The sequence below is a fragment of the Fluviicoccus sp. genome, assembly GCF_030646115.1.
In the GTDB taxonomy this organism is placed as follows: domain Bacteria; phylum Pseudomonadota; class Gammaproteobacteria; order Pseudomonadales; family Moraxellaceae; genus Fluviicoccus.
Window position 1 is genome coordinate 275,095 of record NZ_JAUSMX010000027.1, and the last position, 25,721, is coordinate 300,815.

Below are 25,721 nucleotides of genomic sequence, written 5' to 3' on the forward strand. Positions count from 1 at the left end.
CTGTCAGGCCGGTTGCCCGAGCTGATTGACGGCGTGGCGCCGCGCCGCATGCTCCAGCTTGTCCACCGGCAGGGCGCAGAACAACATGATCCGGTTGCGGATCTGCTGCAGCGCCTGGTGCCAGGCCTCATGCACGGCTTCAGGTGAGCCGGTTTCCAGCGAAGGATCGGGGAAGTGCCAGTGCGCCGAGACCGGGTGCCCGGGCCATGCCGGACACGGTTCACCCGCCGCCGCGTCACAGACGGTGATCACGAAATCCATGACCGGCGCGTCCGGCACGGAAAACTCCTCCAGCCCCTTGCTGCGCAATCCTTCCAGCGAATATCCGACATGGCCCAGAATGGCCAGGGCATCGGGGTGGATATCGCCCAGCGGTTCATAACCGGCGCTGCAGGCGCGGAAGCGGCCATGGCCGAGATGGTTCAGCAGGGCTTCGGCCAAAATGCTGCGTCCGGCGTTCTGGCGGCAGATGAACAGGACCTGGTAAACCTTGTCGGTCATGGAAAAAGCCTCGGGCAAATTGATATAACTTCCCAGTTTATCGCAACGCCGTGACCGTTCAATGAAATTCCCCTCACCTGTCTGTGATTAATATTGGTCCGGCTTGGCACGACTTCTGCTTGTATCCAAGCGTGGCATTGCGCCACATCACCGAATCCGGGCGGCTAGGGTTCCGGCAGCAGGGTTTTGCCCGCTGTGACTGGTCCGAGAGCCGCCCGACCTGATGGGGTTTTGCCCCGTCATGGTGCACGGAGGGATAAAAGCCCGGGAGATTCTTCGGTGATTGCCCGTTCATGTGAACGGATTAACCGTGCCTTGATGAGGAGTCTCTCATGTCCTTGAACCGCCGTTCCTTTTCCCGCCTGATGCTGGGCGTTGTCGCCGCCACCGCCCTCAGCACGACTTTTTCCGGCCAGGTGCTGGCCGCCGAGAAGAAAACCTACAACATGGCCTGGAGCATCTACGCCGGTTGGATGCCGTGGCCCTATGCCCAGTCCAGTGGCATCCTGAAGAAGTGGGCCGACAAGTACAACATTGTCATCAACCTGAAGCAAATGGACTACATCGAGTCGATCAACCAGTTCACGGCGGGCAAGTTTGACGCTTGCCTGATGACCAACATGGATGCGCTGACCATTCCGGCGGCGGGCGGCGTGGACACCACGGCGCTGATTGTCGGCGACTATTCCAACGGCAACGACGGCCTGATCCTGAAGGGCAAGACGGCGTTGAAGGACATCAAGGGCCAGAAGGTGAATCTGGTGGAGTACTCGGTGTCGCACTATTTCCTGGCGCGGGCGCTGGCCAGTGTCGGGCTGAAGGAAAAGGACGTGAAAGTGGTGAACACCTCGGACGCGGATATTGTCGCCGCGTGGAAGACGCCGGGTGTGACCGCCGCCGCCGCCTGGAACCCGCAGCTGGCCGATATCCGCAAGCAGCCCGGCACCACGCTGGTGTTTGATTCCTCGAAAATTCCCGGTGAAATCCAGGATATTGCCGCCATCCGCACCGATGTGCTGAAGAAGAGCCCGGAGCTGGCTAAAGCCTTGACCGGGGCATGGTTTGAAACCTTGAAAGTGATGGCCGCGCAGGATGCGAAGGGCAAGGCGGCGCGCACCGAGATGGCGAAGCTGTCCGGCACCGACCTGCCGGGTTATGAGGCGCAGTTGAAGACGACGAAGATGTTCTATACCCCGGCGGAGACGCTGGCGTTTACCGCCAGTCCGCAGATGGTCACCATTACCGACAGCGTGCGCAAGTTCTCGTTTGATCACGGGCTGCTGGGACAGGGGGCGCCGAATGTGAATGTGATCGGTATCCAGTTTGCGGATGGCAAGGTGCTGGGGAATGCGAAGAATGTGAAGCTGCGTTATGACACGTCGATTTTGAAGATGGCGGTGGAGGGGAAGCTTTAAGCGGCCTTTATCTGGTTGATGCGTAGGGGCGCAGTGCCTGCGCCCTGGTCGCTGAACACGGCGGTGGTTCACTCTCAAATTACTTTCGTGTCCGGTCGAGAGGGCGCAGGCACTGCGCCCCTACGACTAATTGCCAAGCTGACCGATTTCTCCCGGACTTCGTCTGTTTTAACCCTGTCACCGCCCGCTGCCGGATGATTCAATATCTTTTTTTCCGGAGCCCATCATGCCCCACGTCCTCATCATCCACGAAGTCGAATCCTACCCCGCCTGGAAAACCGTCTTCGATCAGGCCGCCGGCATCCGCAAGGCCGCCGGAGAAATCCGCTACCAACTCCTGAAATTCGACCGCGACGCCAACCAGATCGTCCACTTCTCCGTCTGGACCTCCCTGGACAGCGCCCGCCGCTTCTTCGAATCCCCGGAACTGGTGGAAGTCCGCCGCCAGGCGGGGGTCAAAGCCCCGGAATTCCTCTATCTGGAGGAAATCGAGCATGGCGAACTCTAAACCCAACCGCCCGCGCAGGCCGTGTCATGACCGTGCTCGCCAATGGCCTTCCTGACGGCCTGTACCTGCCCTAGAATCCGGCCAGCAGGGCGATGCCAATGCTTGTTTCGGTCTGAAAAGCACGTGTAGCTGAATGAAAACGATTACTTTTCATTAAAATTTAGAAAAATGATTATTAATGTTCATCCCGCCTCCTCAAAAGCCTCACGAATCACCTCTGACACCCGTTCAGCCAGCCCCGGCCGCGCCCCAAACACCGGATACAGCTTCAGCAACTTGTTGGAAACCGTCCCGCCATTTTGCTGCACACTGCGAATAATCCTGTCCAGTTCCGGATCCGGCATTTCCAGCACACACTTCACCGCTGTCCGCGCGCGGTCATGCGCTCGCAGGAACGTCGCTTCCTCACGCATCTCATGTTCCAGTGTTTCTTCGACCACGCGCGCCAGATATACCGCATGACGCGTCAGATCCGGATAGCGCCATGCCGGCAGGGCTTCGTCATACCCGTCGAAATGAAAGTTATACGGAATCCCGTCTTCACCAGTCGTCATTTCCCCGAAACGAAAGCGGTCGGCAAAACGCTGCATCAGCGGACGCGAAAAAACCTCCAGCACCCGGTCATAATCCGCGCGGTTACGGGTGCTGTGTGTGATTGTCGCCGACACGGGTAAAATCCATGGCGGCTGAAGCATGCCGTCCCGTCGCAGGATGTCGTTAACCAGGAACCGCGAAATACGCCCGTTCCCGTCCGCCATCGGATGCAGGTAGACAAAACCGAAAGCAGCGGTCGCTGCGCGGATGAGTGAAGATGCGCCTTGCGTACGGTGCAGATGGCAGGACAGTCCCGACAGCATGGGGTTCACCTGTTCCCAGTGCGGCGCAATGTAGTCCACGACCGGCTGATAACGGCTGCTGTGACCGACATACACCGGCGAGCGGCGGATGCCATATCGCAGTGCCTGCTCGCCTAGGATACCGCGTTGCAACAATTCCAGCGTCGCCGCAGCGAAGGGGTCGTCATGGCGGCCGCATTCAGTCTCCATGACCACCGCAAACCGGCGGATGCGGTCTTCCTGTTCCTGTTCCCGCTCGATCAGGAAACTCGCGCGGCTTTCCTTGATGGTGAGCCACACGGTGCTGCGTTGCAGCAGGTCCGCGCCGAAATCGTTTTCCAGCCTGCGGATGGCCGCGTCGAGATCATAGCGTTCAGCACCCTTGACAGCCTCGTCACGGCGAACCAACGGGCAGAAATCGCGGTTGCCGGGAAGGTTGTCGCGAACCCGCCAGCGCGGGTTGTTGATCGTTGCGCCGGTGAGAAAGTCGTCCGGGTTGAGTGCATCGACGTAATTGCTCCGCGTCAGGTCCGGAGCATCCAGCCGGTTAGCGGTCAGCCATTCGTAAAGGAAACCGGCCCGGCGCGCATAGGCGCCGGTCGGCTCGCGGCGGACCCAGGCCTCCAGTTCGGGTTTGACAGCGGGGAGTCCGAACAGCCTGCTCAAAAACTCCAGGTGAATCCCTTCATAACGGAAGGCGAAGGTAAGCTGTCCGGCCAGCGTTGCCTCCGGCCGGTAACTTTCCGTGTAAATCTCATGTTTTACGTCCATAGTCTGAATGCTGCTGCGGGTTCGACCGATAGCGCTCCGGACGTTGAAGGGCTGTATTGGCTGGCAGGCGTAAGTGTGGGCTAACCACTGATAACCCAGGGTGGGCATGGAATGACTTACTCCTAATGAAAATCAGTTATAAATTGTCTAATTTATTGAGAAATGATTATTTTGGCAAGGAGTGGTGCCATTGATCACTCGATCATCGTCTGTTCCCCATCTGGAGTTCAAAGGGCAACGCCCGGTTTACAGACCTACCGCAACCCCGCCGGACTCTCCTGATACCCCTTCTTCATCAACCGCCGCAACGCCGTCGCATCCTGATAGCCCACCGCTTCCGCCACCTGATCCACCGTTAGCCGCGACCCCTCCAGCAGCTTGCGCGCCCGCCGCAGACGCACGCTCTGGATCAGCGCCAGCGGACTGCGGCCGGTTGCCGCGCGCACATGCCGCGCCAGTGTCCGTTCCGACATTGCGAATTCCGACGCCAGCGCCGCCACCGACGGACAATCGGGCAGGGCGCTTTCCACCCGCGCCACCAGCCGCGACGCCAGCGCATCGCCGCCCGCCAGCATCTCCGGGATGATGTAGTCCGCCTGCGCCTCCCTCCCGTCGATCAGCAACACCCGCGACACCCGCTCCGCCAGTTCCGCGCCACCGCGTTGACGCAGCACATGGATCATCAGGTCCACCTGCGCAAACGCAGCCCCGCCGGTAATGACAGGGCCGTCCGTACAGACCATGCGGTCGCTGTCGATCCGGGCCTGTGGTGCGCAGTGTTGCAGGTGCGCCGCCAGCCACCAGGTGGTGGTCACCCGCCGTGATGGCAGCACCCCGGCCGCCGCCAGCAGGAACACCGCTGAGCACACCGCAGCCACTTCGCCGCCCGCCGCTACATGCGCCGCAATCCGCGCCACTGCGGCCTGTGCGTCCGGCTGTTGCAGGCGCTTGTCCACCCGCGACGGCGTATCGGTCGCCAGACCGGGGATGATCCACAGCGAACGGTCGGCCGCACCCGGTTCCGGCAAGGAGGTGGTGTCGATGCGGAAGCCGTTCTGCAGGCTCACCGTTCCGCCTGTGACCGAGCACAATCGCCACGTCGGCACCGCCACACCCATGCGTGCGGCCACTGTCGCGGCAGTGGTCAGAATGTCCACGGCGGCGGACACCCCGCTGGCAAAGGCACCGTCCAGCGCCAGGATCGTGAAATCAGCCATTGTCGTAAAACGCCCGTTAACTGTCATATCAGACACTGCGAGCCTATCCCGGATCGTGGTGGAATACCAGCAGACAAAAGGAGAATGACCATGAATACCCCGATGCTGGCCCCGATGACCGCACTGGTGGCGTGGACCGCCGTGATCTGGCTGATTGCCGTCCGCCACCGCGTGGCTGAAATCCGCTTGCAGCGCCTCCGCGTGCAGGCGCTGGCCCGCGCCAAGGATGTCGCCGCGCTGTTGCAGGATACGGCGGCGATGGACAACTTCAACAACCTGTTGCAGATGCCGGTGCTGTTCTACGCTGTCTGTCTGGCGGCAACGCAAATCCGGGCGGATTCCCTGGCAATGACAGGGCTGGCGTGGGGCTATGTGCTGTTGCGGGTGCTGCACAGCGCCATCCAGCTAGGGGAAAACCGTGTGATGCGCCGCTTTCCGGTCTGGATGGCCAGCAATATCCTGTTGTTTGCGCTCTGGGGAAGCCTGGGATTTGCGCAGATCTTTCACTGAGTTCACAAGGAGTTTTCACCATGTCCGCAGATGATGAATCCCGGTTTCCCGATGCACTGGCAGCGCGGGATGTGCCGCCCAACACAGTGCGTTCCAACTACCCCGAACCTTTTGCCAGCCGTGTCGCCGCCCGCACCAAGCGCAAGCTTGGCGACCGTTTCGGCCTGACGAATTTCGGGGTGAACCTGACCTGCATCGAGCCGGGCGGAGTGTCTTCCATGCGGCACAGTCATGCCTTGCAGGATGAGTTCATTTATGTGCTCGAAGGTTGCCCGGTGCTGCATGCCAACGACGGGCCGGTGACGCTGGCCCCTGGCATGTGTGCGGGTTTCAAGGCCGGGACGGGGAGGGCGCACAGCCTGAGCAACCCGACGGAGGAGCCGGTCTGGTATCTGGAAATCGGTGACCGTACCCCGGGAGATGAAGTGGTTTATCCGGATGATGATCTGGATGCCCGGCAGGAGAACGGAGTGTGGGTGTTCCGGCACAAGGACGGGCGGCTGTACTAGTCACGAACAGCACAGGCTAAGACATGCGCCAGGGCCATCTGTACCAACGTGACGGTGGCTGGCTGGGCCGTTGCCGGAGTGAGTGAGGGGTCGTGCAGGTGGTTGGTTCATGGCAATGGGGAACAGTAATCATTTTCATCGGAAGACTCATGCGCATGGCGGCCATCCCCCTTACAATCACGACTTTAACAGCCGGACTCCCCATCATGCGCCTGATAGCCTTATCGACCCTTGTGCTCGCCCTGACCGGCTGTGCCGCCAAAACCGTCGTTATCAACACCTATGAGGGTACGCCGCAGGCCGTTGCCACCATCAAGCCGGTGGCGTTCATCGTGATTCGCAGAATTGATGGTCGCGATTACTACATCAACCCCAGTAGCCTGACTCCCAAGGAATATGAGTTGGGCGTCCTTCCTGGTGAACACACCTTTCTGCTCGACTATGCGGATGGCACGGCGTCCTCAAGCCGCTCCACGGAATTGAAAGTAGAAGTGGCTGCCGGCCGCCGCTATATCATCCGGCCCATGACAGGCAAGTACGACTGGATGCCGAGGCTGATCGATGTGACCGACCGGCCGGAGTGCTGGACGCTGGGTGTTGGCACCGGCCTGGGGCCGAAGGGCTGCAATTGAGCGCTATCGACGTCAACTGTCCCGTTTTTGTCCTGCTGTAAAATCCCCCCGCAGGGCTAGACTCAAAACTCCTTTCTTGCACATCGGCCCGGTTTTCCCGGGCCCGTTCCCGTATATGGAAAACTCCCCGCCTGTCCGCCTCAACCCGCGCAAGCTACTGCTTAGCAAGTGGACGGCGGTGCAGCCGCAGCGCAAGGAAAAGCATTTTCTGGTGATCCGCGTGCTGTTGCCGGACGACCCGGCGCAACCGATTACCGAGGTGGAACTGGAGGCGGTGTACAGCCACCGCCGTTTTGTATTGCCGTGGAAGTTACTGACCGATACCGCCGTTTGGCGGCAAGGCTGGCATTAAGAGATTGTGTGATGAACGATGCAAAGGCGATAGCGGTGATCGGCGCCGGGCTGGCGGGTTTGTCCTGCGCCCGCGTGTTGCAGGAAGCCGGGGTGGCAGTGACGGTGTTTGACAAGAGCCGGGGCGTGGGCGGCCGTCTGTGCACCCGGCGCGGAGACGGCTGGCAGGCCGATCACGGCGCCCAGTACTTCACCGCACGCAGCCCGGAATTCCAGTCCCAGGTGGCGGGCTGGCTAGAAGCCGGGGTGGTGGCGGAATGGCAGCCGCAGCGGGCGGTTTTCGGGCCGCATGAGGCGTCGGCGGGCGAACCGGTGGTGCGTTATGTGGGGGTGCCGGGCATGTCGGCTCCGACCAAGGCGCTGGCGGAAGCGCTGCCGGTGCGCACCGGACATACGGTGCGGCGACTGCTGCCGGTGGATGGCGGCTGGCAGCTGGAGACGGTGGAACACGGCCTGCTGCCGGAAGTTTACCGGGCGGTGCTGCTTGGAGTTCCGGCAGCACAGGCGGGGCCGTTGCTGCAGCCGGTAAATTCGTCGCTGGCAGAGGTGGCGGCAGCACATCACATGCTGCCCAGCTGGACGGTGATGGCGCAGTTCGCCGCCCGGCCGGACTTGCCGTTTGAGGCAGCGTTCATCAATGACGGGCCGCTGCGCTGGGTGGCGCGCAACAGCAGTAAGCCGGGGCGCACCGGGCAGGAAAGTTGGGTGTTGCAGGCGACGGCGGCCTGGAGCGCGGCGCATCTGGAGGAGGAGCCGGAGGCGGCGGGACGGTTGCTGGTGGAGGCTTTCCGGCAGCTGGGAGGGCCGGAACCGGAGCAGGTGTCGGTGCATCGCTGGCGCTATGCGGATTGCGAGGCGGCGGATACCGGCAGTGTCTGGGAAGCGCAGTACGGACTGGGGTTGTGCGGGGACTGGCTGCTGGGCGGTCGGGTGGAAGGGGCGTGGGTGTGCGGACGGGAGTTGGCGGGGAAAGTGCTCGGGTCGGGTCATTCCCATTGAGGCAGGGAAACCCGGCCCGGTGAAAAAACCCTCCCCGGTTGCGGGGGAGGGAAGGGAGGTTACCGCTTTACCTGAATTCGACCACCTGCGCCTGTTGGGTATTTAGCCGGGTCGTCTGGATATGCAAGGTCTGCGTCGCTGCCTCGTAATACCAGCCGGGGGTGGCTGCGTCCGGAACGCCGGCCAAGGCTGGCAGCGCATTCCCTGAAGCCGTCACCGTCCCGGGCTGACTGGTCTTCAGCACGTTCAAGCGATACGCTCGCTGCGCCAGCTGCTTGTCAAACCGGCCCGAGGCTGCGGCGATGCCGAGTTGCTTCTGGCTGTTATTGAGGCTGAACCGGGTCCAGGCAAAATGGCCCTGCAAGTAGCCGTTACCGGCGCCATCGTCTTCATAAAGCCGGTATTCACCATCCTGGCCCGCAATCACCGTCAGCTTCAGGTTGTCCAGCGGCTTCTGGTCGCTGAAATCCATGTACGGCGCCCACGGCACGATCGCTCCCGCGCGGGCAAAAACCGGCATGCGCTCCAGAGGAACCTTGACCGTCACTTCCGTCCCGCCCGCATAGACCTCACCGGTGAAAATATCCACCCATTGGCTCTCCGGCGGGAACCACACTTTCTTGCTGGCCAGCCCGGTCGCCTTATCGGCAGCCGTCCCGATCGGGGCCACCAGCAGCTGGCTGCCCAGCAGGTACTGGCGGTCATAGCGGTACGCGGCTTCCTGCTGCGGCCAGTCCAGATACATAGCGCGGGTGATTGGCAAGCCGGTGTCGTGCGCTTCACGCGCCGCGGTGTACAGATAGGGCACCAGCGCCCCCCGCAAGCGCAGGAAATCCGCGGAGACGGCCCGGGTCTTGCCGTTGAACTCCCAAGGCAGGCGCTGCGACCCGGACTTGCTGGAGGAATGCAGCCGCAATATCGGCTGGAACGCCGCCAGTTGAATCCAGCGCACATACAGCTCTTCATCGTAGGGCGTGTTGGTATCGATCAGCACCCCGGACTGAAAACCGCCGACATCATGCGACACGTATGACATGCCGACCGCGCCTTCGGCTGCCGCAAAGCGCGCCTGGAAATTCAGCATCGGCCACGTGGCGACGGTGTCACCCGTAAAATGAATGGTGGAGCGTTGCGAACCCCAAGGCCCCGGCCGGTTGCCGTGCCAGTCCTGAAAGCTGCCGCCGCTGCGCGCCAAGGGCAACCAGCGGCTGCCCCGCGCAAAATTCCGTTGCGCATACTGCTGGTTGATCCAGTTGTCCCCGGCAAACTCGCCCTTGTTGATCTGCCCGCCCACCGACGAGTCGTCACAGCACCAGTCCAGCCAGAAGCCGTCCACGCCGTCCTTTTCGAAATCCTCATGCAGGTTCATGTAGGCCTGAAGGTGCGAGGGCTTCTGGAAATCAAAGACAAAGGGAATGCCTACCACGTTTTCCATCTTTTGCCGGGTGCCATCCAGCAGTCCGGTGCCCCACTGGAAGAACGAGGCAAAGCCACCGCCGCGCAACAGATCCGGGCCGGCGGTTTTCAGGGTGGCGGGCAGTTTGGGGTCCAGGGCCGAAATGGAGGGATGCGTGTTCAAAATGACATTGACGCCCTGCTGGTGCAGCCAGCTGACGGTGTCCTTGGGATTGGGCAGCAAACCGGTATTCCACTGCCAGCCATTCCAGGCTACCGGCGCCTTGGCATCCGTATCAATCGCCAGCACATCCAGCGGCACCCTTTCATGGCGAAAGGCGGGGAAAACCGTGTTTCGGAGGTCTTGATCGGAATACGGATAATAGCGGCCAAACCAGACGCCGAAGGCTTTGCGTGGCAGCAACGGAACGGCGCCCGACAGCAGGCGGTAATCCTGCAGGGCCGCCTTGTAATCGGCGCCATAGGCAAACAGATAGCCGTCCTGATACGCGCCCGCCAGAGGAGCAGACAGGTTGACGGGTTGCTGGGTGAAATAGCCCGGGCTCCAGCGGGCGGTGTGGAATGGCCGGCTCTCATACCGGTCAGGACCGGCAATCACGGCGCTCTTGGTGTCGTCAATAAAGTAGTAGCCGTCGCGCGACAGCAGGCCGTTATGCAAGGGCACGGCGTCCGACTGCGAATCCAGCGAACGGTGCCACCCGCCCAGGTTTCCGGACGTCCGGGGGGCGTTGTTCGCCTCGGCGGACACATTTTTCAGATAGCCCGGCAAGCCGAAGTTCGTCGGGTCGGGGGCGTAGCTGGCGGACAACCAGGTCGGGCTGGCGGTGATTTGCCGTGCACCGTCATTGAATTTGATGGTCAGGTTCTTGTCATTGAACGGTCCCGAGTTCTTGACATAGGTCAGGGTGACCTTGGCGGTCTTGAGGGTAAAGATTTTTCCGTCATCACTCACCGTATAGGCTGGCGGCGTCACACTCCGGTTATAGGCCAGCATCGTCGGCCGATCTTCAAACTGGCTATCCTCGGCATATTCCACCCGGATCAGGCCGGGGGTAATCACCTGGAAGCGGGCCTGCCCGACGATCAGTCCTCCAACCCCGGAAGTGCTGTTATCCAGCCTTGCAAACGCGAGGATGCGCCCCGGAATCTGCGGCAGGGTTTGCAGGGTCTTTTTGGCCTCATCAACGGGAATCGTGACCAGTTCCCCCACCACCAGCACGCCCACGACGGCAGCGCCTGACACCGCATAGACGGTCGTCTTTGCGGCGCCCTTGACTGCACTGGCGATCGATTTGATCGCGCTATTAAAAAACCCCATGATGAATCCTCCGGGCAGCTTGCTGAAAAATGCAGATATGAGTCGCGATCCAGATCCCGAAACCCCGGCGTTGGCCGGGGGTTGTCAGGGACGGGTAACTACAAGGGATTGACGTGATTCAGGTTGCGGTTGGCCGCCGCCCGTTCCCACATCTGCAGGTAGCCTTCCGCCGACTTCATGACGGCCTCGTAGACCGCCGGGCCGCTGCGTTCGCGGATGTCCTGGATCTGGTCGGCCAGCATGCCGTAGTGCGCCATGCCGTCGCGGTTGAGGTCAAAGGTGCGGTTGCCGGACACCTGCCGGTCGAACACCAGCCCGAACTCGCTCATGAAGGGATAACGCAGCGGATCGGTCGCGGCATTGCCGCGCGGGCCGGGCTGGCCGCCCAGGCCGGACATGTCGGTGCCGATACCCACGGCGGGGAGGTACGGGGTTTGCTTCACGGCATCCAGATAGCGCTGGTAGCCGTCGCGGGCCCCATCGACTCCCTGACCGTAATGCGCGGCAAAGCCGCCGGCGTTCAGCATGCGCCGGAAGTCCCGGTGCAGCGAACCGTCCTTGGCCGGACGCATGAAGCTGTGGGAGCTGACCACACCGCTGTAACGGCGCGCTTCGACGATGTCCATTACCTGCTTGGCCGCCTTGTCGCTCATGTGGTCGATTTCAATGATCATGTTCAGGTCGATCATGCGGTTGACCAGATAAACCCCCTTGTCCGTCAGGCCGCGCCAGTTGCAGAGGTCATCGCTCTTGGAGTAGGTCGGGGTTACGCCGATCTGGCCCGTCAACGTGCTGATGGGCGGTACTTGGCCAACGAGCGGGATGCCGCTGGTCATGGGCTTGCCCCGGGTCTCGGCGTTGCAAGGCTCGGCCTCGTAATAATGGCCGGTCGACAGGGCTTCACCGACATTGATGAAGCCGTCTTCCAGAACAGCGCCGCTGAGCTGGTTGTCGAACTTGTGCGCCGGGAACATGCCGCGGATGCCGAGGTTGTAGAGTTCGTTGAGGCCGGCCTCAATGCTGGCGATGCTGCAGAAGTCATGCACGCCGCAGTTCAGCGTTTCGGAAGCCTCGATCCCCATCACCACGGCGAGCTTGCCATCGGCAATCACCAGGCGGGCTTCGGCGGGCGAGGTCACGATGCGGAAGAAGCCCTTGCCAGGACCCCCGTATTGCGCATCGATATAGCTCTGCATCTCTCGGAGCCGCTTGACCTGCAGGCGGATACTGTCCATTTCATTGCAACTGTTGTGGCCCACCCAGCCGACCGGGTTGATGACGGACTGCGCGTTGCACAGCACCTCGTTTTCCACCACCTGCGCCACGGTTATCCGCAATCCCGACAGCCAGGCGCGCTCCATCCACTTGTAGTAATAGCCGGAGTGCGTCAGCTGTTCGGGATTCGGCCACCAGGGGAAATCCGGCCAGCCGCGGGTGTCGTACTGATGGGTCGGGGTGCCGTAGACAAAAATGTTGCCGATCAGGTCGAGCGAGCCGTTGATGCCGTGGGTGCGGCGGCTGTCGTCCAGCGCATAGGGCACGCCCCAGCGATGGAAGGGTGATCCGTGCATCACCCGGCCGCCCATGAACTCGTAGGAGGTGATGTGCGTGTGGGCATCGACATAGCCGCGTACCGGCGCGCTGACGTTACCCTTCAGCAGGTTGCGGTCGCCGCGCACGTTGGAGGTGATTTCCGGGTAGGGGCGGCAATCGCCTTGTGCCACCAGCCGGAACTGGGTGTCGACTGCCGGTGTCACCACAGGGTAGCTGCCCCACCAGGCTTTGACCCAGGTGGTCTTGAGATACGGGTAGCTGATGACTTGCTGGGTCAGGCGGTTCTTGAACTGGTAGAGGAAATTACTGGGTGAAACCTCCTTGGCAGTGATCATCCACTCGGATGCCAGGCTGGGGGCGGGAGCCGGGGATTGCACCGTGGGGACAAGGCTGGACAGATAACTGCCCTTGCGGTCCGTCAGCATGAATTCCCTGAGGGAGGCCGGTTTGACGAAGAAATGCTCGGCTGCGGCGGGCGCGAGTTTCTGGAAGCGGAATGCCAGGTCGCTGGTCAGCAGGCCCTGGTGCCGCGACAGGGTATCGCCGCTGCCCGGCGACTGGATGGCGTAGCAGCCTTGCGCCAGGCCGCTGGCGGCTTCCGCCGCCGTGATGGCCCGGGCCTGAGCCGGCGCCAGCAGGGAAAGCAGCAGGGCGGCGCCGGATATGGCGGTCAGGGGAGGCTGTCGAAAGGCGCGGCTGAGGTTGTGTCCGGTTGGGACCGTCAAGTGCGTGAGGCGGTGCAGGCTGTTCATGGTCAGTGGTGTCCCTGGGTTTTCGTTGTTGTGTATGCCGGGGCGGGTGCTGCCGTTCCTGGCGTCATGGCCGTTCTTTTCCGGCCGCGAGCTTCTTCAGGAAGGCCAGTTTTTCTGCGGCCTCCGGATCCTGATAGGGCTCATGGCTGTAACTGTCGAGCGGGAAACCCCGCACCGCAAAGGATTCCACGGCGGCAGAACCGAAGCCGGTGAGATCGCCCGGGGCATCCGGCATGCGGGTGATATCGAAATCCTTCAACACATAGGGGCCGGCCGCCCGCTTGGCCCGCAAGGTCACGGCGTGCACCTTCAGCAGGCCGGACCGGTTCTCCGGCGACAGTGCCAGCTCCGCGGTCAGATGGCTGACCGGCGCGTTACCAGCGGCATCGAACAGGTTCGCAGCCACCAGGAAATGACCGGGGCGGCTGACCTCGAACGAGGCGGGAATGACCAGGTCGGCGCCATCGACACGGGTGTCGCCCAGCCGCACCAGGCGCGCCTCGGGCTCGTAAAGCCTGACCATGGCGTTCACGTTGGAGCGTTCGCCATTACTGAGCTCCAGTTGCGCCACCACCGCCGTTTCACCGGGGGGCACAGAACGTAATGATGACGCGGGCAAGACGCCCTGGAATGACTGACCCGTACCTGCCAGGGTCAGCACCGCACTGCGCTTTCCGGACTGTTGCAGCCAGACAGTGACCCGGTTTACCGAAACACTCCCTCCGGTTCCCGGCTCGGTCGTCAGCTGCACCTGCACCGGTTGGTCAAGGTTGCGGTCGAGGATGTAGCGGTCGAGGACCACCGTGGCCGAGAGACCGGGCGCATTCGCCAGCGCCGCCTTGCGCGGAACCAGGGCTTGCGGGTGCAGCAGGCTCCAGTCGTTGGCGTTGAGCGGTTTGGCGTAATCGGGGTAGCGCGCATTTTCGGCATAGGCCGATGCAATATCCGTCATCTGCGCACCCATGGCCGCCGCTTCCTCGGTTGCAGGGCGGGCATCATCCCCCGGCAACGTGGCCCCGGTCGCCGGGGGGACGCCATTGTCACCCTGACGGGCGGATAATCCAGCGCGAACATCGTTGCTTGCCTGCACATCGGAACCCGCCGGCAAACTCGGGACGGGGTCGCGCACCAGCAGGACGAAGGCACCCGCCACGGCGGTTACCCCGATCAGGTAGCGGATTCGCTTGGATATCCTCATGGCTGGCCCCGTCTGCTGTGCCTAGTTGTTGAACGTGTCGTAGATCAGGCTGGACAGCGACTTGGTGTCGGAATTCGCGACGTACTGCCAAGTGCCGGTTTCTTTCCAGAATTCCCACCAGTTGCGGGTAACCGTCTGGGTGAAGGTCTGGAAGTCGACGCCGAGCCCGGACATGAAATTGTTGAGCACATAGGTCACCCGTCCGTGCTGCTCGTCCTTGACGATGTTGAAATGGTCATAGCCTGACGCCATCAGCACCGGGAAATGGTTGTAGAGCAGCCCGCTCGGCCCATAGACCGTGGTGCGCTTGCCGCTGTAGGCGATCTTGCCGGAGCAGCTTTCAATGGCGAAGGGTGCCGACGCGCCACAGCTGGAATGCGCGGGAACCACGGTGTCATCGGCTCCCCGGATCATGGTTTTGGTGATGGTGCGCACCTGGCCCATGCCGATTTCCGCCAGATCGCCGCCACTGGCAGAGAAACGCAGGCGGGGAACACTGTTCGGAGCCATGGCGTGCGAGCGCGCCACCGAGGTCTGCAGGTCAATGACCACCCCCAGATCCTTGTAGTCCGTCACATTCAGATCCAGCCCCAGCACGGCGCCCGCAGCCCATTTCAGCGGCTCGGGCACGTATTCGCTGTTGGCCGCCGCCACGGCGACGTCGGCCAGGTCGGTGCCGCCGCCGGCGCCAGCATAATCCAGAGTGCCGATAATTTTCAGAGGCTTGAGACCGGCATTGCGCATCCAGTTGGCCTGGTTCTGCATGAAGTAACGCGCGACCATGTCGCCGGTGCTGTGCGTGACCAGCACACAACCGTTGTCACACAAGCCCTGCGCGGCATAGCCCTTCGCTTGTTCGAACACCATGCGGGCAATACCGCCCTCCAGGCGATCAGCGCCGGACCAGTTCAGGTAGCCTTCGGCCCTGTCCTGCCAGTACGTTGACATCTTCCGGCGCGTCAGGATTTCAGCGGTGGTGGGCGGTTTCACCAGGTCGGTGATGACGAAGCCGTGTACCAGAATGACGTTGTGACCGGCGATCTGCGCCTGCGCCGCAGCAGGAGCCAGCGCGGCGGCCAGGGTCATGGCTATCAGGCCGGTCAGCTTCCCGATCATGGTTGTTATTGTCATGAGATGATCCTTTTCGTGGTTTGTCAGGGCTGGAGCGGTCCTGCATGTTCTTGGCTGCGCCTGAGATGGCATGGGGAGCGTTTCCTGCAGCAACTTTAGTCGGCATTGATCATCCAAATTCGCCAGAGAGGGAGCAAAAATGGACAACATCGCCGCTGGCGCGTGTTGCCAATGGCTTGAGGAGGACAGAAAGCGGGGAAAGAGCCGGTCAGGTCACGGATTCAGGCCGCAATTCAAACGGCTGTAAATCCTGAAAAATTAAAGGGCAGGGAATCACTCAGCGTTATGCTTTGAGTAATCAGTGGGTATTTCAAAAAGAGATTGTTCCTGTTTTCCAAATTGAAGGTGCTCAAGGCTGACGGTTGCTTTGGGCTTGCCATTAAGGATGTCTTCAAAAATCTCTGACTTCAACACAACACCGTTATCTGTTACCCAAGCCACGACAACCTCACGGCCACTGGCATCGCTGTAGATGTTTTTAAGAGTCTGCTGTCCGTCCAAGGATTCTTTGCCAACCAAACGCTTCTTCAGCGCTGAAAATCGTGGCTGTATCGACGCAGAATCCGCCTCATCCAGCGTAACTTCTTGATATTGCTTTTGGCTTGGAATCAGCAACCAGGCAAGGCCTTTGTCACGGCGAATGATGGTAGTCACCACTCCGCCACCCATGGAGGCATCCTGACGCTCTTTATCGCCAGAGACGAAGATTTTGCTGAAAAAAGGCCCTGGAGTGGTGTCAATTATCTGGTTGGCGGAATAACTGACGGGCGCCTTGACTTCACCTTTCTGGAAGGCGGGGGTACAGGCAGGAAGAAATAATGCATGCGCCATCAGCAGCAGTATCCGAAAGAGGATGGGTGTCTTGCTCCAGCTTGCTATATTCATCAAAAAGCGCACTCCAATATACTGAATCAGGACTGATGCCGCTGCGCGCAGCACCACATGCCAGCGACAACGCATCAGTCCGGAATGAGTTAATTCATCCAGAATTCAGGCACAAAACCTTCGCGAATGCGTTGCGGGTGGTTGCCGACATTGACTCTGGTCAGCTCTTTGCCGGTCGTAAAAGAAATCACCGACATCTGATCGGTGCCACTCCAGGAGACATAGCAGCGATCGCCCGCTTTGTTGGCGGTAACCCAATAAGGCTTTGTGCCAAGGCCTGTGAGCAAGGTGTAGGTAAAGGTGTCGCGGTTAACCAGTGCAACGTAGTCATCCATCGTGCCCGCTACGCACAGCTTGTTTCCATCACCATTCATGGCGATTCCGTGATGTGCTGAGTCGTTGACATATTGTTCCAGAGGCAACTTGGGAACAAAGTTGGGCAGATTGGCCAGTCGCGTCACTTTGTCATCGATCATGTCGTATTCAACAAAGCCATGCAGAAATGACAACTGGAAATAGAAAAACCTTTCATCGGGGGTGTGCGCCATTGGCCGTACCGCAGGACTCAAATGACCAAGCCCCACGGCCTTCAGTTTATCGGCCATGTTGAATTTTTTGAGAATCTGGTACGAGGAAGCATCAACCACCTGAAAAACACGCGTCCCCTTCGTGGCATCTAAAAAGTTAGGGTCGAGCGGCGTGAACACATAACCGATACTCGCGTGATAAATCTTCGAGCCATCTTTGGAATAGACATTTTCGTGCGGGGAATTGCCCGAGGCAAATTTGCCGACTTGTTTCCCCGTGTTGACATCAAGGACATGAACCACGTTTCCCGTTGAGGCAGACACTGCCACCTTCGAGCCATCGGGAGAAAGCGCCATATGGTCAGAGCGATAACCATCCACTTTGAAACGCCAAACGATTTTTCCAGTCGCGATATTGATACCCACGACATCCGCAAAACTGGGTCGCGATGCGATGAGCAACTTGCCGTCATTCGTGCTGTACATATCATCAACGAGTTGGTCATAACCCTCGCCAATCAGGTTGCGTACCGCCTGGAAAGCAAGCAGCTTAACGGGATTAAGCACGACCTCCATCATGCGCTGCGATTTATCAGGGACGACATTGATCATGCCAACCTTGTTATAGGTTGTTGTATCAAAGACATTGACGGTTCCATCCCAGTTGTTACCCACAAAAACGACGGATTTGGGAGCTGCGTACGCAAAATTGGCACTGATGAGCCCACCACCAAGCAGCAATGCCAAAAAAGCGTGACCGAGGCGATCATGCGTTTTAGATATCATTATTTTTCTCCTGCTTATGGAGTCTCTCGACCCGTCCGGTTTCACGACCGGAGCCGCAGCAGCCAGGGTCTTGGCCATCAGGCCGGTCAGCTTCCCGATTGTGTTTGTAATTGTCATGAGTCTTTCCTTTTCGTGGTTTGTCAGGGCTGGTACGGTCCTGCCAGACCATGGCTATGTCAGACATGGCTGGGTAGCGTTACCTGCAGCAACCTTAATCGGCATTGGCGATCCAACTTCGCCACAGAGGGAGCAGAAACGGACAACATCGCGACCGGCGTGTGTCGACAACCGTTTGAGGGGTGGAGTAGGATAGCGATCGAAACGTGTTCAACATCCAGCGCCCCTTGGCGGCGGGACTCGCGTTGCACGCGGCTATCACAAGGCCATAAAAATAATGAAAGTGGCAGCCTTCCAGATGGATTTGATGCCGATGAACTCTTCCCGAAAAGACCTGCGTTTCCCGAAAACCGTTATCGAGCCGATTCGGCATGTGCTTGAAAACAGCGATCTGGGTATCGGTTTCGATGACGTCCTGCATCACTTGCGCATTACGCGTGCACAGTATGATGAGGCGACCTACACCGTTGACGGTGACACCTTTCTGTCGCTGCACCACTGGATGAAGGCGCGGACCCTGAAACAGATCAAACTCAAGCAATGGCTGGAGTATTACTCGGCGACCAGCATCGGCTTTGCCGGACTGGCAGCCTTGAGCGCCTTCACCGGCCGCGATGCGCTAACCGTGGCCATCCGCTACATGCCGCTGTTTGTTCCCGCGATCAAGGCGGAACTGGTAGAAGGCCCGGTCACCAGCCGTCTGGAGCTGGAAATGGTGGCCGACATGGAAAAAATGAACCGTTTCCTGCTGGAACTGACGGTCGGGATCGTCAATACCATCAGTCGGGAAACCATGCCGGAAGGTATTCCCCGCACGGTCCATTTCCGTCACGACGCCGGGTTGGATGCCACTGGAAAGTCCCGGCTGGAAGAGTACCGCGAGGCTTTTGACTGCGAGGTGGTGTTCAACAGTTCCTTCAACGGCTTCATCAGCCAGTCCAGGTATCTGGATATGAAGACACGCCGCCCGAACGAAGTGACGCACCTGATGGCGAATTCCATTCTGGACACGGAAGTCCAGGCCAGGATGGCCTCGCAGTCCTTTGCATCCTTTGTGGGCAGCGAGTTGATGCAGATGGCAAACGAAGGGCGATTTCCCTCCCTGGAGGAGTTCGCCGACATGATTCATGTGTCGCCGAGGACGTTGAACCGTAAGCTGGCCAACGAACAAACGTCGTTCAAGCAGCTGACCAACGAGGCCTGGTTCAGGCTGGCGAGGGAGTTGCTGGCCAACAAGAAGTTGCCGATTGCGCAGGTGGCGAGCCGATCGGGCTTTACCTGCCGAAATGCCTTCAGTCGCGCCTTCAAGACCATGGCCGGGGAAACACCGTTGCAATGGCGGGAGGCGAATGGGGATGGGAAGAAGGTGTGAAAGGGGAAGCGTCCCTCTTTTGGCTGTCCCGCAGGTCGGGCTTCAGCCCGACAACTGGTTGATCCCCTGTAGGTCGGGCTTCAGCCCGACAACACTCTCCGATCGGAGGACATTGTCGGGCTGAAGCCCGACCTACATTTGGCGGTTCAACCCGCGCCCCCGTTTTAGCGCTTTAATCCCGCCAGCAACGGTTCCATCGCCTTCGCCACCGCCAGCAGATGCCAATCCTCAAACCGCCTGCCCACCAGCTGCAGGCCAATGGGCAATCCTTCCGAACTTTGAGCAACGGGCATGGCCACCACCGGCCCCTCGGTCACGCTGAACAGGCTGGTGTACGACTGGGTCGCGTTGTAATAGGGCACGGGCTTGCCATCCACCAACAGCGGTTCATCGTAGACATTGAAAATGCCAAAAGTCCGGCTGTGCTTATGGTGCGCAAACGCAGGCACCGACGACACCGGAACGATCCACGCGTCATAGCCGCTGAGGAAGCGCTCCAGTGCGTTGGTTTGCCGCGCCTGCTCGGTCAGCGCCTGCATGTAGCCTTCCACCGTGATCGGGTCGAGGATGCGGCGCTGGTGCGGAATGTCCCGCACCGATTTCCCGGCGAAGAAGCGTCCGATGCGCCGCGCCAGGTTGGAACGCTCGTAGCCGCCCTGCATCCCCACCAGCGCCCCCCAGGTCTCCCACGTGCGCTGGTAGGAAAAGTCCTTGGGTTCCGCCCGCTCGACCGTAGCGCCCGCCGCCCGCAGAGCGTCCACCACCTGCCGCATGGCCTGCTTGATCTCCGCACTGACCGGCATGCCCCCCAACTCCTCCGCATAGGCAATCTTCAACCCGGCCACCGCCACCGGCTCGGTCGACCGGGGGCGCAGCGGCGCGACCGTGGCATCTTCGGGTGAACTTTGCGCCAGTACCGACAAGGCCAGTTCCAGATCGCCGACGCTGTTGGCCAGCGGCCCCAGCACCGCCATGGTCTTGATGCCGTCCGTTTCGTCGGGTTTGGGCGGAATGTGGCCCTGCATCGACACCACGCCATGCGTGGGCCGCAAGCCCCAGACGCCGGTGTAGGCGGCGGGCAGGCGGATGGAGCCCGCCAGATCGGAGCCGAAGGACAACGGCGACAGGTGCGCCGCCACCGCCGCCGCACAGCCACCGCTGCTGCCGCCGGTGGTCCGGGTCACATCGTGGGGATTATTGGTGGTGCCGAACAGGACGTTGGTGGTCTGCATGTCCATGGCCAGTGTGGCGGCATTGGTCTTGGCCAGCAGGATGGCCCCGGCCCGGCGCAACAGGCTGACCGCCACGGCATCCTTCTCGGGAATGTAGTCGGCCAGTTCGGCGGCGCCCGCCGTGGTGCGCAGCCCGCGGGTGGCGTAGGTGTCCTTCACCGTTACGGGAACTCCGTGCAACGGGCCCCAGACCTCGCCGCGCGCCAGCGCCTGGTCGGCTTCAAGGGCGCGTTCGAGGGCGGCATCGAGATCCAGCAGCACGATGGCGTTGAGGTCCGGATTGCGGCGGGCGATCTGACCGGCAAAGGCCTGCACCACCTGCACCGACGTCAGTTCGCGTGCCTGGATCTTTCGCGCCAGTTCGGAGGCCGTCAGAGTGACGATCCCGGCGTCTTGCGCCGATTCCGGGAAACCATTGGCCTGGGGAATGCCGCGATCGAGGGTGAAGGTTTTCATGGGGAGAGCCTCGTCAGATAAGTGCTTGATGGGCTCATCATCGCCGTCTAGTATCAATGCGTCTAATGCATAATTGGCATGAACCCATGCATACAATGAAACTGTCCGGGCTGGACCTGGATCTGCTGGTGGCGCTGGATGCGCTGCTGGATACCGGTTCCGTCAGCGCCGCCGCTGCGCAACTGCATCGCTCGCAACCAGCGATGAGCCGGATGTTGGGACGCCTGCGTGATTGTTTCGATGACCCGCTGTTTGTGCCGCATGGGCGTGGACTGGCCCCCACTCCGCGCGCGCTGGCCCTGCGGGGGCCGCTGAAGTTGAGCCTGAGTGAGGTGCAGCAGTTGCTGAGCCCGCCGCGCGCCTTCGATCCCGCGCGGGACACGGCGCATTTTCGCATTGTGAGTTCGGACTATGCGGCGGTGGCGCTGATGGGAACCATCGTCAGTTGGATGCACGATCACGCGCCGGGCGTATCGCTGTCGCTGCTGCCGGTGACGGGGAACCCCGAGCACCTGCTGGCCAGTGGCGAGGCCGACCTCATGTTTGGTCCCAAAGCCTTGTGCCCTTCCTGGTGTGCAAGCGCCCCGTTTATTGAAGATGCCTGGATGTGTGTGCGGCGGAAGGGGGAGGTGCTGCCAACCACTGTGTCGGAGTATCTGCAAATGGCGCATGTGGCCGTTCATTTGGAGCGGGCGTTTGGCAACCAGATTGATGAGGCCTTGCGAAAGGAAGGAGGGGCAATGCGCCGGGTGCAGGTGACGGTGCCGGATTTTGCGGCGGCGGTGTTCATTACCGCCAACAGTCCGTTGCTGGCGACCTTGCCCAGTCCGGTGGCGCGGGCGGCGGCAAGGCTGTTGTCATTGGAGGTGGGGGAGGTGCCGTTGAGTTTGTGCGGGTCATTCGTGTCGATGATCTGGCCGCGTCGGCTGGATCGTGATCCGGGGCATGAGTGGTTGAGGAGGGCGGTGATGGAAAGCGTGGGGGTGGAGGCGTAGGGGCGCACGGCGTGCGCCCTTGGCTGAACATGAGGGGTGTTTGTAATCAGCGCCCCAGCAGCGAATTCACGGCCTTCAGGCTGCCTTCATCGCGGGACAGTTCTTTCTGGGCAAAGGCTTCAATGGCTTTTTCATGCGCATAGACATAGGCGAAAAACTCCTTTTCCGCGCTGTCGGCATGATTTTTCAAACGCAGGAATTTTTCCTGAAAAGGGAGCGTGCCATCGCGCAGTAGCCGCATGGCCAGTATCCAGGGCATGAGGCCGAGGGCGGCGCCTTCCGCATAGCCTTTCAGCTCCCAGATACGGGGCTCGACCACCCGCTGGCCGGTCTTGTTCATGTAATCCAGATAGCGGTTCAGCGTTTGCTCTTCCAGTGCCTTGAGCGCCAACCACTTCTGCTTGCGCCCGGCATTGCGGGTAACCCGGGCGGCGGTTTCAAAGACGGCAATGCCGTACACCTCGGACTCATGGATTCGCTGCAAGTCTGCTTTGTATTCAGGATAATTCATGGGCTGTCACCTGTGTTCTGGACTGTGGAAAATGGGTTTGGCGGGCTATGTCACGCAAAGCCTGCTCCAGGGCTGCAAAAAAAGCATCGGGGCATTCCATGAACGGCATATGGCCGACATGGCGGAAAACCACCAACTTGGCATGGGGAATTTCGCCCGCCAGCACCAGTGATTGCCCGGCGGTCACGACCGGGTCGGCAGCACCGGCCAGGATATGGCAGGGCATGGTAATCCGGCGCAGTTGATCCGCAATTTCCAGACGGCCGATGCCGTTGAACAGGGTGAACAAGGCAACCGGGTCTTGCCTTACGGTATCCCCCTCGATGTTGGCCAGCATCCGCCGGCTTAAAGGGTTGGCTCGGTAAGCCCGGTGATCGTAAGCCAGCAGACTGGCAAAAATGCTCCGCACCAGACGGCTCTTTTGCGATATCCGGATATTGGCGACAAACAGGCCTTTCGCCCAGTTACCCAAGCCTGCCAGCCTGACGAGCAGGCCTTCGACACTTCCCCATTGTCCCCGGTGAAATCCGGCAACGCTCACAATCCCCAGGACATTCGGGGCATGGTGAATGGCCAGATTCAGCGCACTGAAGCCGCCGGTTGAATGACCGACAACAATCGCCTTTCTTTCGACCAGCAGTGCCTGCAAGGCTTGGTTCATGATGCGGAAGAACCAGTCACTGTTGACCTGCCCGGGCGAGAAATCCGGCGGCACCGTGGAGGGAAAATGGGCAGGCAGGCTCAGCGCATACCACGCCCGGTCGTCCTTGAAGCCCGGCGGCACACAGTCACGCCAGAAGTTGACCGACGCCAGCACGCCGTGGATGAACACGATGGCCGGTTCATCCTCACGGGCCAGATGCTCGTTGACCGCCAGATACGCCAGCCGATGACCTTCCGCTTCTACAAACCCTTCTCGAACGTTCATGCTCTGGCTCCTGTCACTGGTTGACAGGCTAACAGGCGGCACAACGGCCGTATTGAACGAAAGAGCTAGAGTTGGTTGGATTGTTCCAGTGCTCGCTGGGCATCCAGATAGGTGAGGCCGAAGGATTCCGAAAACGCGCGACCCATATGCGCCAGATCGCTGAAGCCGGCAATCATCGCGGCTCCCCCCGGCGGGGTTCCATCCAGCATCTCATCCATGGCCGTCCGCAGCTTGAGCCACTTCTTGTAGCTTCTGACCGGGACGCCGGTACGCTCGACAAACCAATGCGAGAAGCGGGTGGGGGAGAGATTGACGATGGCGGCCAGCGAGTCGCGGTCGACATCCTCGCCATTGCCCAACTGTGCCTTGATTTCACGGATGACGGCTTTGAATTTGTCGTCCAGGGACGTGGTCAGGTCGGTTGTGTCGAGCGCCCCGGAATTCAACAACGCCCGAAGGTCTGTTTCCGCAGTAATGGACGCGAGGGCGGGGGGGAGTTCTTCTTGGGACAATGCCCGCCAACCCTCCGGTGCGTCCTTGTTGAGGGTCTTGAGGATGGACTCACAGAAGGGATCAAAATAGAGGGAACACACAAAGCCCGACAGTAAACGATGCGTGGTTTTCGAGGTGAAATAGGCGGCTTTGGATCGCATCAGCCCGCCCGCGGTTTCGAACTCCAGCTCACCTTCCAGGGCAATGGTGATTTGTGAGGCCCAATGCCCATGCGCTTTGTTTTCGCCAACGTGCCCGCGAAAGATCGCCACGCTATCGGAGAAAACAATGTCACCTTTCCAGTCTTTAGGCATGACTCACCCGCTCCGCCAGTTTCACCTTGAAACTGCGTTCCAGCGCCTCTATCGCCAGCCAGCGGCCGATTTCCTCCGGATCGCGGAAACCCTTGTCGTTATAAATCTGCCAGAGCCTTGCCAGTGTTGCGAAGTCATGCGGACGCTCCAGCAATTCGCAGGGATCACCCACCCGCAGGTCGCCGGGCTGCAGGACACGGTAATACCAGCCGACACAGCCGTTGTCCTGCAGGAATTTGGCTACGCCGCGCTGGTTGAGTTGGGCGTCGATTTTCCAGCAGGGGCGGCGCGGTCGGGTGACTTGCAGGTGGACGGTGCCGATCCGGTAGATGTCGCCGATGCAGACCCCGGGCTCCGCCATGTCGGAGACGATCAGGTTTTCCCCCAGACCACCCTCGTAGACCACCACGTCGGGAAAGGCCTGACGGATCAGGGTGTACACCTGGAGCGGCATCTGGTGGACGGCCTGCAGCGGGCCGCCGTGAAAAAACGGGTCGGCCTGTTCGTCGCCGACGAGGCCGTCGGTAGTGACCGTGGCGCAGTCGACGCTGGACTTGTTGATGGCGCTGGTTTGTTCTCGGGCGAAGGGCAGGGCTTCGCCGATCTGGAGGCGGAGGACGTGACCGAGGGTGGTCATGGAAGGTGATCCGGATTGTATTTCAAGGATCTACGCATTGGGGTCTCCCTGCTTGGGGCGTGAAAACGCGGGGCATTGGGGGCGGGCCTTTGTTCGATTCGCGCGCAGCCTGTGTGATGCTAGGGGACGATAGAGGGTTTGTCTATTAGTCGCGGGGTCGACATGCTGGTTGAGGCGCATCACCGCAGTAGGTGCGACTTGCGCTGCTCATGGCGGTCATCCAGAAATAGGCCGGCGATGTGCTCGTTAGCGCACAGACCCGCCATGACGGCCATCCTACTCTAGCCGTAGAGATGAAAACTGTTTACGAAATTGCGGCGGGGGTTGCCGGAGTTTTCGTATTAATCGCTTTGGAACTGGCTACGCCAATCTGGAACTTCGTCAAGGTGACTGAAGTTGCAAACGCACGCAAGGTTAATATCTGTTTAACTGGAATCGAAATCCTCCCGATCTCGATTTTAGAACTGGAAGCATAGAATGATGCTAAAAAGAAAGATATTGCCAGCTGGCAATGCTGGCATTAAGCCGGAATGTATTTACTGACCCTGTAAGCCAGACAGAAATTACCAAAAGTTTCTGCGGATATGCCCGGTCAACTGCAATTGGTTGGCTTCATTGATACTGGACGCGTCAATATTGATAAAACCCCCTGGAGCGCTGGCGATAACACCCGAGCCCTGAGTGGCGCAGGCGTTGGTATTAATTGGTCGGATTATAACAATTTTGAGGTGAAACTTGCTTACGCGCAAAAATTGGGTAGTGAAGACGTGACCTCAGCACCCGAGTCAAGCGGTCGCTTCTGGGTGAGGCTGGTCAAGTGCTTTTAAGCTTCTGAATCAAGCAGCAAGCAA

24 protein-coding genes and 1 riboswitch are annotated in these 25,721 nt (G+C 60.4%); of the genes, 10 read left to right on the forward strand and 14 right to left on the reverse strand.

All coding sequences use genetic code 11. The features are described 5' to 3' along the window. Positions 1–3 precede the first annotated feature (3 nt). The gene (locus Q7T36_RS17040; RefSeq protein WP_304851553.1) at positions 4–501 is read right to left on the reverse strand and encodes an arsenate reductase ArsC; all 498 of its coding nucleotides are present in this window, start codon (positions 499–501) and stop codon (positions 4–6) included. Positions 502–654: 153 nt separating this feature from the next. Further along, positions 655–774, forward strand: a riboswitch (guanidine-I (ykkC/yxkD leader). A 59-nt stretch (positions 775–833) separates the two neighbouring features. On the opposite strand from Q7T36_RS17040, the gene Q7T36_RS17045 reads away from it, so the two are divergent. Together Q7T36_RS17045 and Q7T36_RS17050 are read left to right on the forward strand one after the other, a co-directional pair. After that, the gene (locus Q7T36_RS17045; protein WP_304851556.1) at positions 834–1,916 is read left to right on the forward strand and encodes a putative urea ABC transporter substrate-binding protein; all 1,083 of its coding nucleotides are present in this window, start codon (positions 834–836) and stop codon (positions 1,914–1,916) included. A gap of 226 nt (positions 1,917–2,142) precedes the next feature. Further along, complete coding sequence (locus tag Q7T36_RS17050) at positions 2,143–2,424, forward strand: antibiotic biosynthesis monooxygenase (RefSeq protein WP_304851558.1); 282 nt, start codon at positions 2,143–2,145, stop codon at positions 2,422–2,424. A gap of 182 nt (positions 2,425–2,606) precedes the next feature. On the opposite strand, the gene Q7T36_RS17055 is transcribed toward Q7T36_RS17050, so the two are convergent. Both Q7T36_RS17055 and Q7T36_RS17060 read right to left on the reverse strand, forming a co-directional pair. After that, entirely contained in the window at positions 2,607–4,031 is a 1,425-nt protein-coding gene (locus tag Q7T36_RS17055) for a Fic family protein (protein WP_304851561.1), read from the reverse strand. A 254-nt stretch (positions 4,032–4,285) separates the two neighbouring features. Continuing rightward, on the reverse strand, positions 4,286–5,248 hold the full coding sequence (locus Q7T36_RS17060) for a GlxA family transcriptional regulator (protein WP_304851565.1): 963 nt from the start codon (positions 5,246–5,248) through the stop codon (positions 4,286–4,288). A 90-nt stretch (positions 5,249–5,338) separates the two neighbouring features. On the opposite strand from Q7T36_RS17060, the gene Q7T36_RS17065 reads away from it, so the two are divergent. The 5 genes from Q7T36_RS17065 to Q7T36_RS17085 all read left to right on the forward strand — a co-directional run bounded on the left by Q7T36_RS17065 (position 5,339) and on the right by Q7T36_RS17085 (position 8,249). Next, a complete protein-coding gene (locus tag Q7T36_RS17065; protein ID WP_304851567.1) occupies positions 5,339–5,758 on the forward strand; it encodes an MAPEG family protein in 420 nt (139 codons plus the stop codon). A 20-nt stretch (positions 5,759–5,778) separates the two neighbouring features. Then, positions 5,779–6,267, forward strand: coding sequence for a cupin domain-containing protein (locus Q7T36_RS17070; protein WP_304851570.1), 489 nt, complete (start codon positions 5,779–5,781; stop codon positions 6,265–6,267). Positions 6,268–6,473: 206 nt separating this feature from the next. Further along, positions 6,474–6,899, forward strand: coding sequence for a hypothetical protein (locus Q7T36_RS17075; RefSeq protein WP_304851574.1), 426 nt, complete (start codon positions 6,474–6,476; stop codon positions 6,897–6,899). A gap of 115 nt (positions 6,900–7,014) precedes the next feature. Continuing rightward, positions 7,015–7,251 carry a TIGR02450 family Trp-rich protein gene (locus Q7T36_RS17080; protein WP_304851577.1) on the forward strand — a complete coding sequence of 79 codons (237 nt, stop codon included), beginning with the start codon at positions 7,015–7,017 and terminating at the stop codon, positions 7,249–7,251. Positions 7,252–7,262: 11 nt separating this feature from the next. Further along, entirely contained in the window at positions 7,263–8,249 is a 987-nt protein-coding gene (locus Q7T36_RS17085; RefSeq protein ID WP_304851580.1) for an NAD(P)/FAD-dependent oxidoreductase, read from the forward strand. Between the two features lie 67 nt (positions 8,250–8,316). Here Q7T36_RS17085 and Q7T36_RS17090 read toward each other — a convergent pair whose 3' ends face one another. From Q7T36_RS17090 to Q7T36_RS17115, 6 genes are all read right to left on the reverse strand, one after another. Then, entirely contained in the window at positions 8,317–10,983 is a 2,667-nt protein-coding gene (locus Q7T36_RS17090; RefSeq protein WP_304851584.1) for a TIM-barrel domain-containing protein, read from the reverse strand. A gap of 98 nt (positions 10,984–11,081) precedes the next feature. After that, entirely contained in the window at positions 11,082–13,289 is a 2,208-nt protein-coding gene (locus Q7T36_RS17095) for a membrane dipeptidase (protein WP_304851588.1), read from the reverse strand. A 64-nt stretch (positions 13,290–13,353) separates the two neighbouring features. After that, positions 13,354–14,487, reverse strand: coding sequence for a hypothetical protein (locus Q7T36_RS17100; RefSeq protein WP_304851591.1), 1,134 nt, complete (start codon positions 14,485–14,487; stop codon positions 13,354–13,356). Between the two features lie 21 nt (positions 14,488–14,508). Continuing rightward, the gene (locus Q7T36_RS17105; RefSeq protein WP_304851594.1) at positions 14,509–15,618 is read right to left on the reverse strand and encodes a hypothetical protein; all 1,110 of its coding nucleotides are present in this window, start codon (positions 15,616–15,618) and stop codon (positions 14,509–14,511) included. Positions 15,619–15,891: 273 nt separating this feature from the next. Next, complete coding sequence (locus tag Q7T36_RS17110) at positions 15,892–16,503, reverse strand: DUF4412 domain-containing protein (protein WP_304851597.1); 612 nt, start codon at positions 16,501–16,503, stop codon at positions 15,892–15,894. An 89-nt stretch (positions 16,504–16,592) separates the two neighbouring features. After that, positions 16,593–17,933, reverse strand: a complete 1,341-nt coding sequence (locus Q7T36_RS17115) for a YncE family protein (RefSeq protein ID WP_304851600.1) — start codon at positions 17,931–17,933, stop codon at positions 16,593–16,595. Positions 17,934–18,246: 313 nt separating this feature from the next. Here Q7T36_RS17115 and Q7T36_RS17120 point away from each other — a divergent pair, with 313 nt between their 5' ends. After that, positions 18,247–19,305 carry an AraC family transcriptional regulator gene (locus Q7T36_RS17120; protein ID WP_304851604.1) on the forward strand — a complete coding sequence of 353 codons (1,059 nt, stop codon included), beginning with the start codon at positions 18,247–18,249 and terminating at the stop codon, positions 19,303–19,305. Between the two features lie 164 nt (positions 19,306–19,469). On the opposite strand, the gene Q7T36_RS17125 is transcribed toward Q7T36_RS17120, so the two are convergent. After that, on the reverse strand, positions 19,470–20,993 hold the full coding sequence (locus Q7T36_RS17125) for an amidase (RefSeq protein WP_304851607.1): 1,524 nt from the start codon (positions 20,991–20,993) through the stop codon (positions 19,470–19,472). Positions 20,994–21,079: 86 nt separating this feature from the next. Between Q7T36_RS17125 and Q7T36_RS17130 the strand changes: the two genes are divergently transcribed. Further along, a complete protein-coding gene (locus Q7T36_RS17130) occupies positions 21,080–21,988 on the forward strand; it encodes a LysR family transcriptional regulator (RefSeq protein WP_304851610.1) in 909 nt (302 codons plus the stop codon). A gap of 46 nt (positions 21,989–22,034) precedes the next feature. Here Q7T36_RS17130 and Q7T36_RS17135 read toward each other — a convergent pair whose 3' ends face one another. The 4 genes from Q7T36_RS17135 to Q7T36_RS17150 form a co-directional block, all read right to left on the reverse strand. Beyond that, a complete protein-coding gene (locus Q7T36_RS17135; protein WP_304851613.1) occupies positions 22,035–22,499 on the reverse strand; it encodes a hypothetical protein in 465 nt (154 codons plus the stop codon). Next, positions 22,486–23,427: an alpha/beta fold hydrolase gene (locus Q7T36_RS17140; RefSeq protein WP_304851616.1), complete on the reverse strand. Its 942-nt coding sequence runs from the start codon at positions 23,425–23,427 to the stop codon at positions 22,486–22,488. The genes Q7T36_RS17135 and Q7T36_RS17140 overlap by 14 nt, the downstream gene beginning before the upstream one ends. A 65-nt stretch (positions 23,428–23,492) precedes the next feature. After that, a complete protein-coding gene (locus Q7T36_RS17145; protein WP_304851619.1) occupies positions 23,493–24,233 on the reverse strand; it encodes a helix-turn-helix domain-containing protein in 741 nt (246 codons plus the stop codon). Continuing rightward, complete coding sequence (locus Q7T36_RS17150) at positions 24,226–24,870, reverse strand: MOSC domain-containing protein (RefSeq protein WP_304851622.1); 645 nt, start codon at positions 24,868–24,870, stop codon at positions 24,226–24,228. Before Q7T36_RS17150 ends, Q7T36_RS17145 begins: the two co-directional genes overlap by 8 nt. 584 nt (positions 24,871–25,454) lie before the next feature. On the opposite strand from Q7T36_RS17150, the gene Q7T36_RS17155 reads away from it, so the two are divergent. Beyond that, positions 25,455–25,697 carry a hypothetical protein gene (locus tag Q7T36_RS17155; protein WP_304851625.1) on the forward strand — a complete coding sequence of 81 codons (243 nt, stop codon included), beginning with the start codon at positions 25,455–25,457 and terminating at the stop codon, positions 25,695–25,697. Positions 25,698–25,721 lie beyond the last annotated feature (24 nt).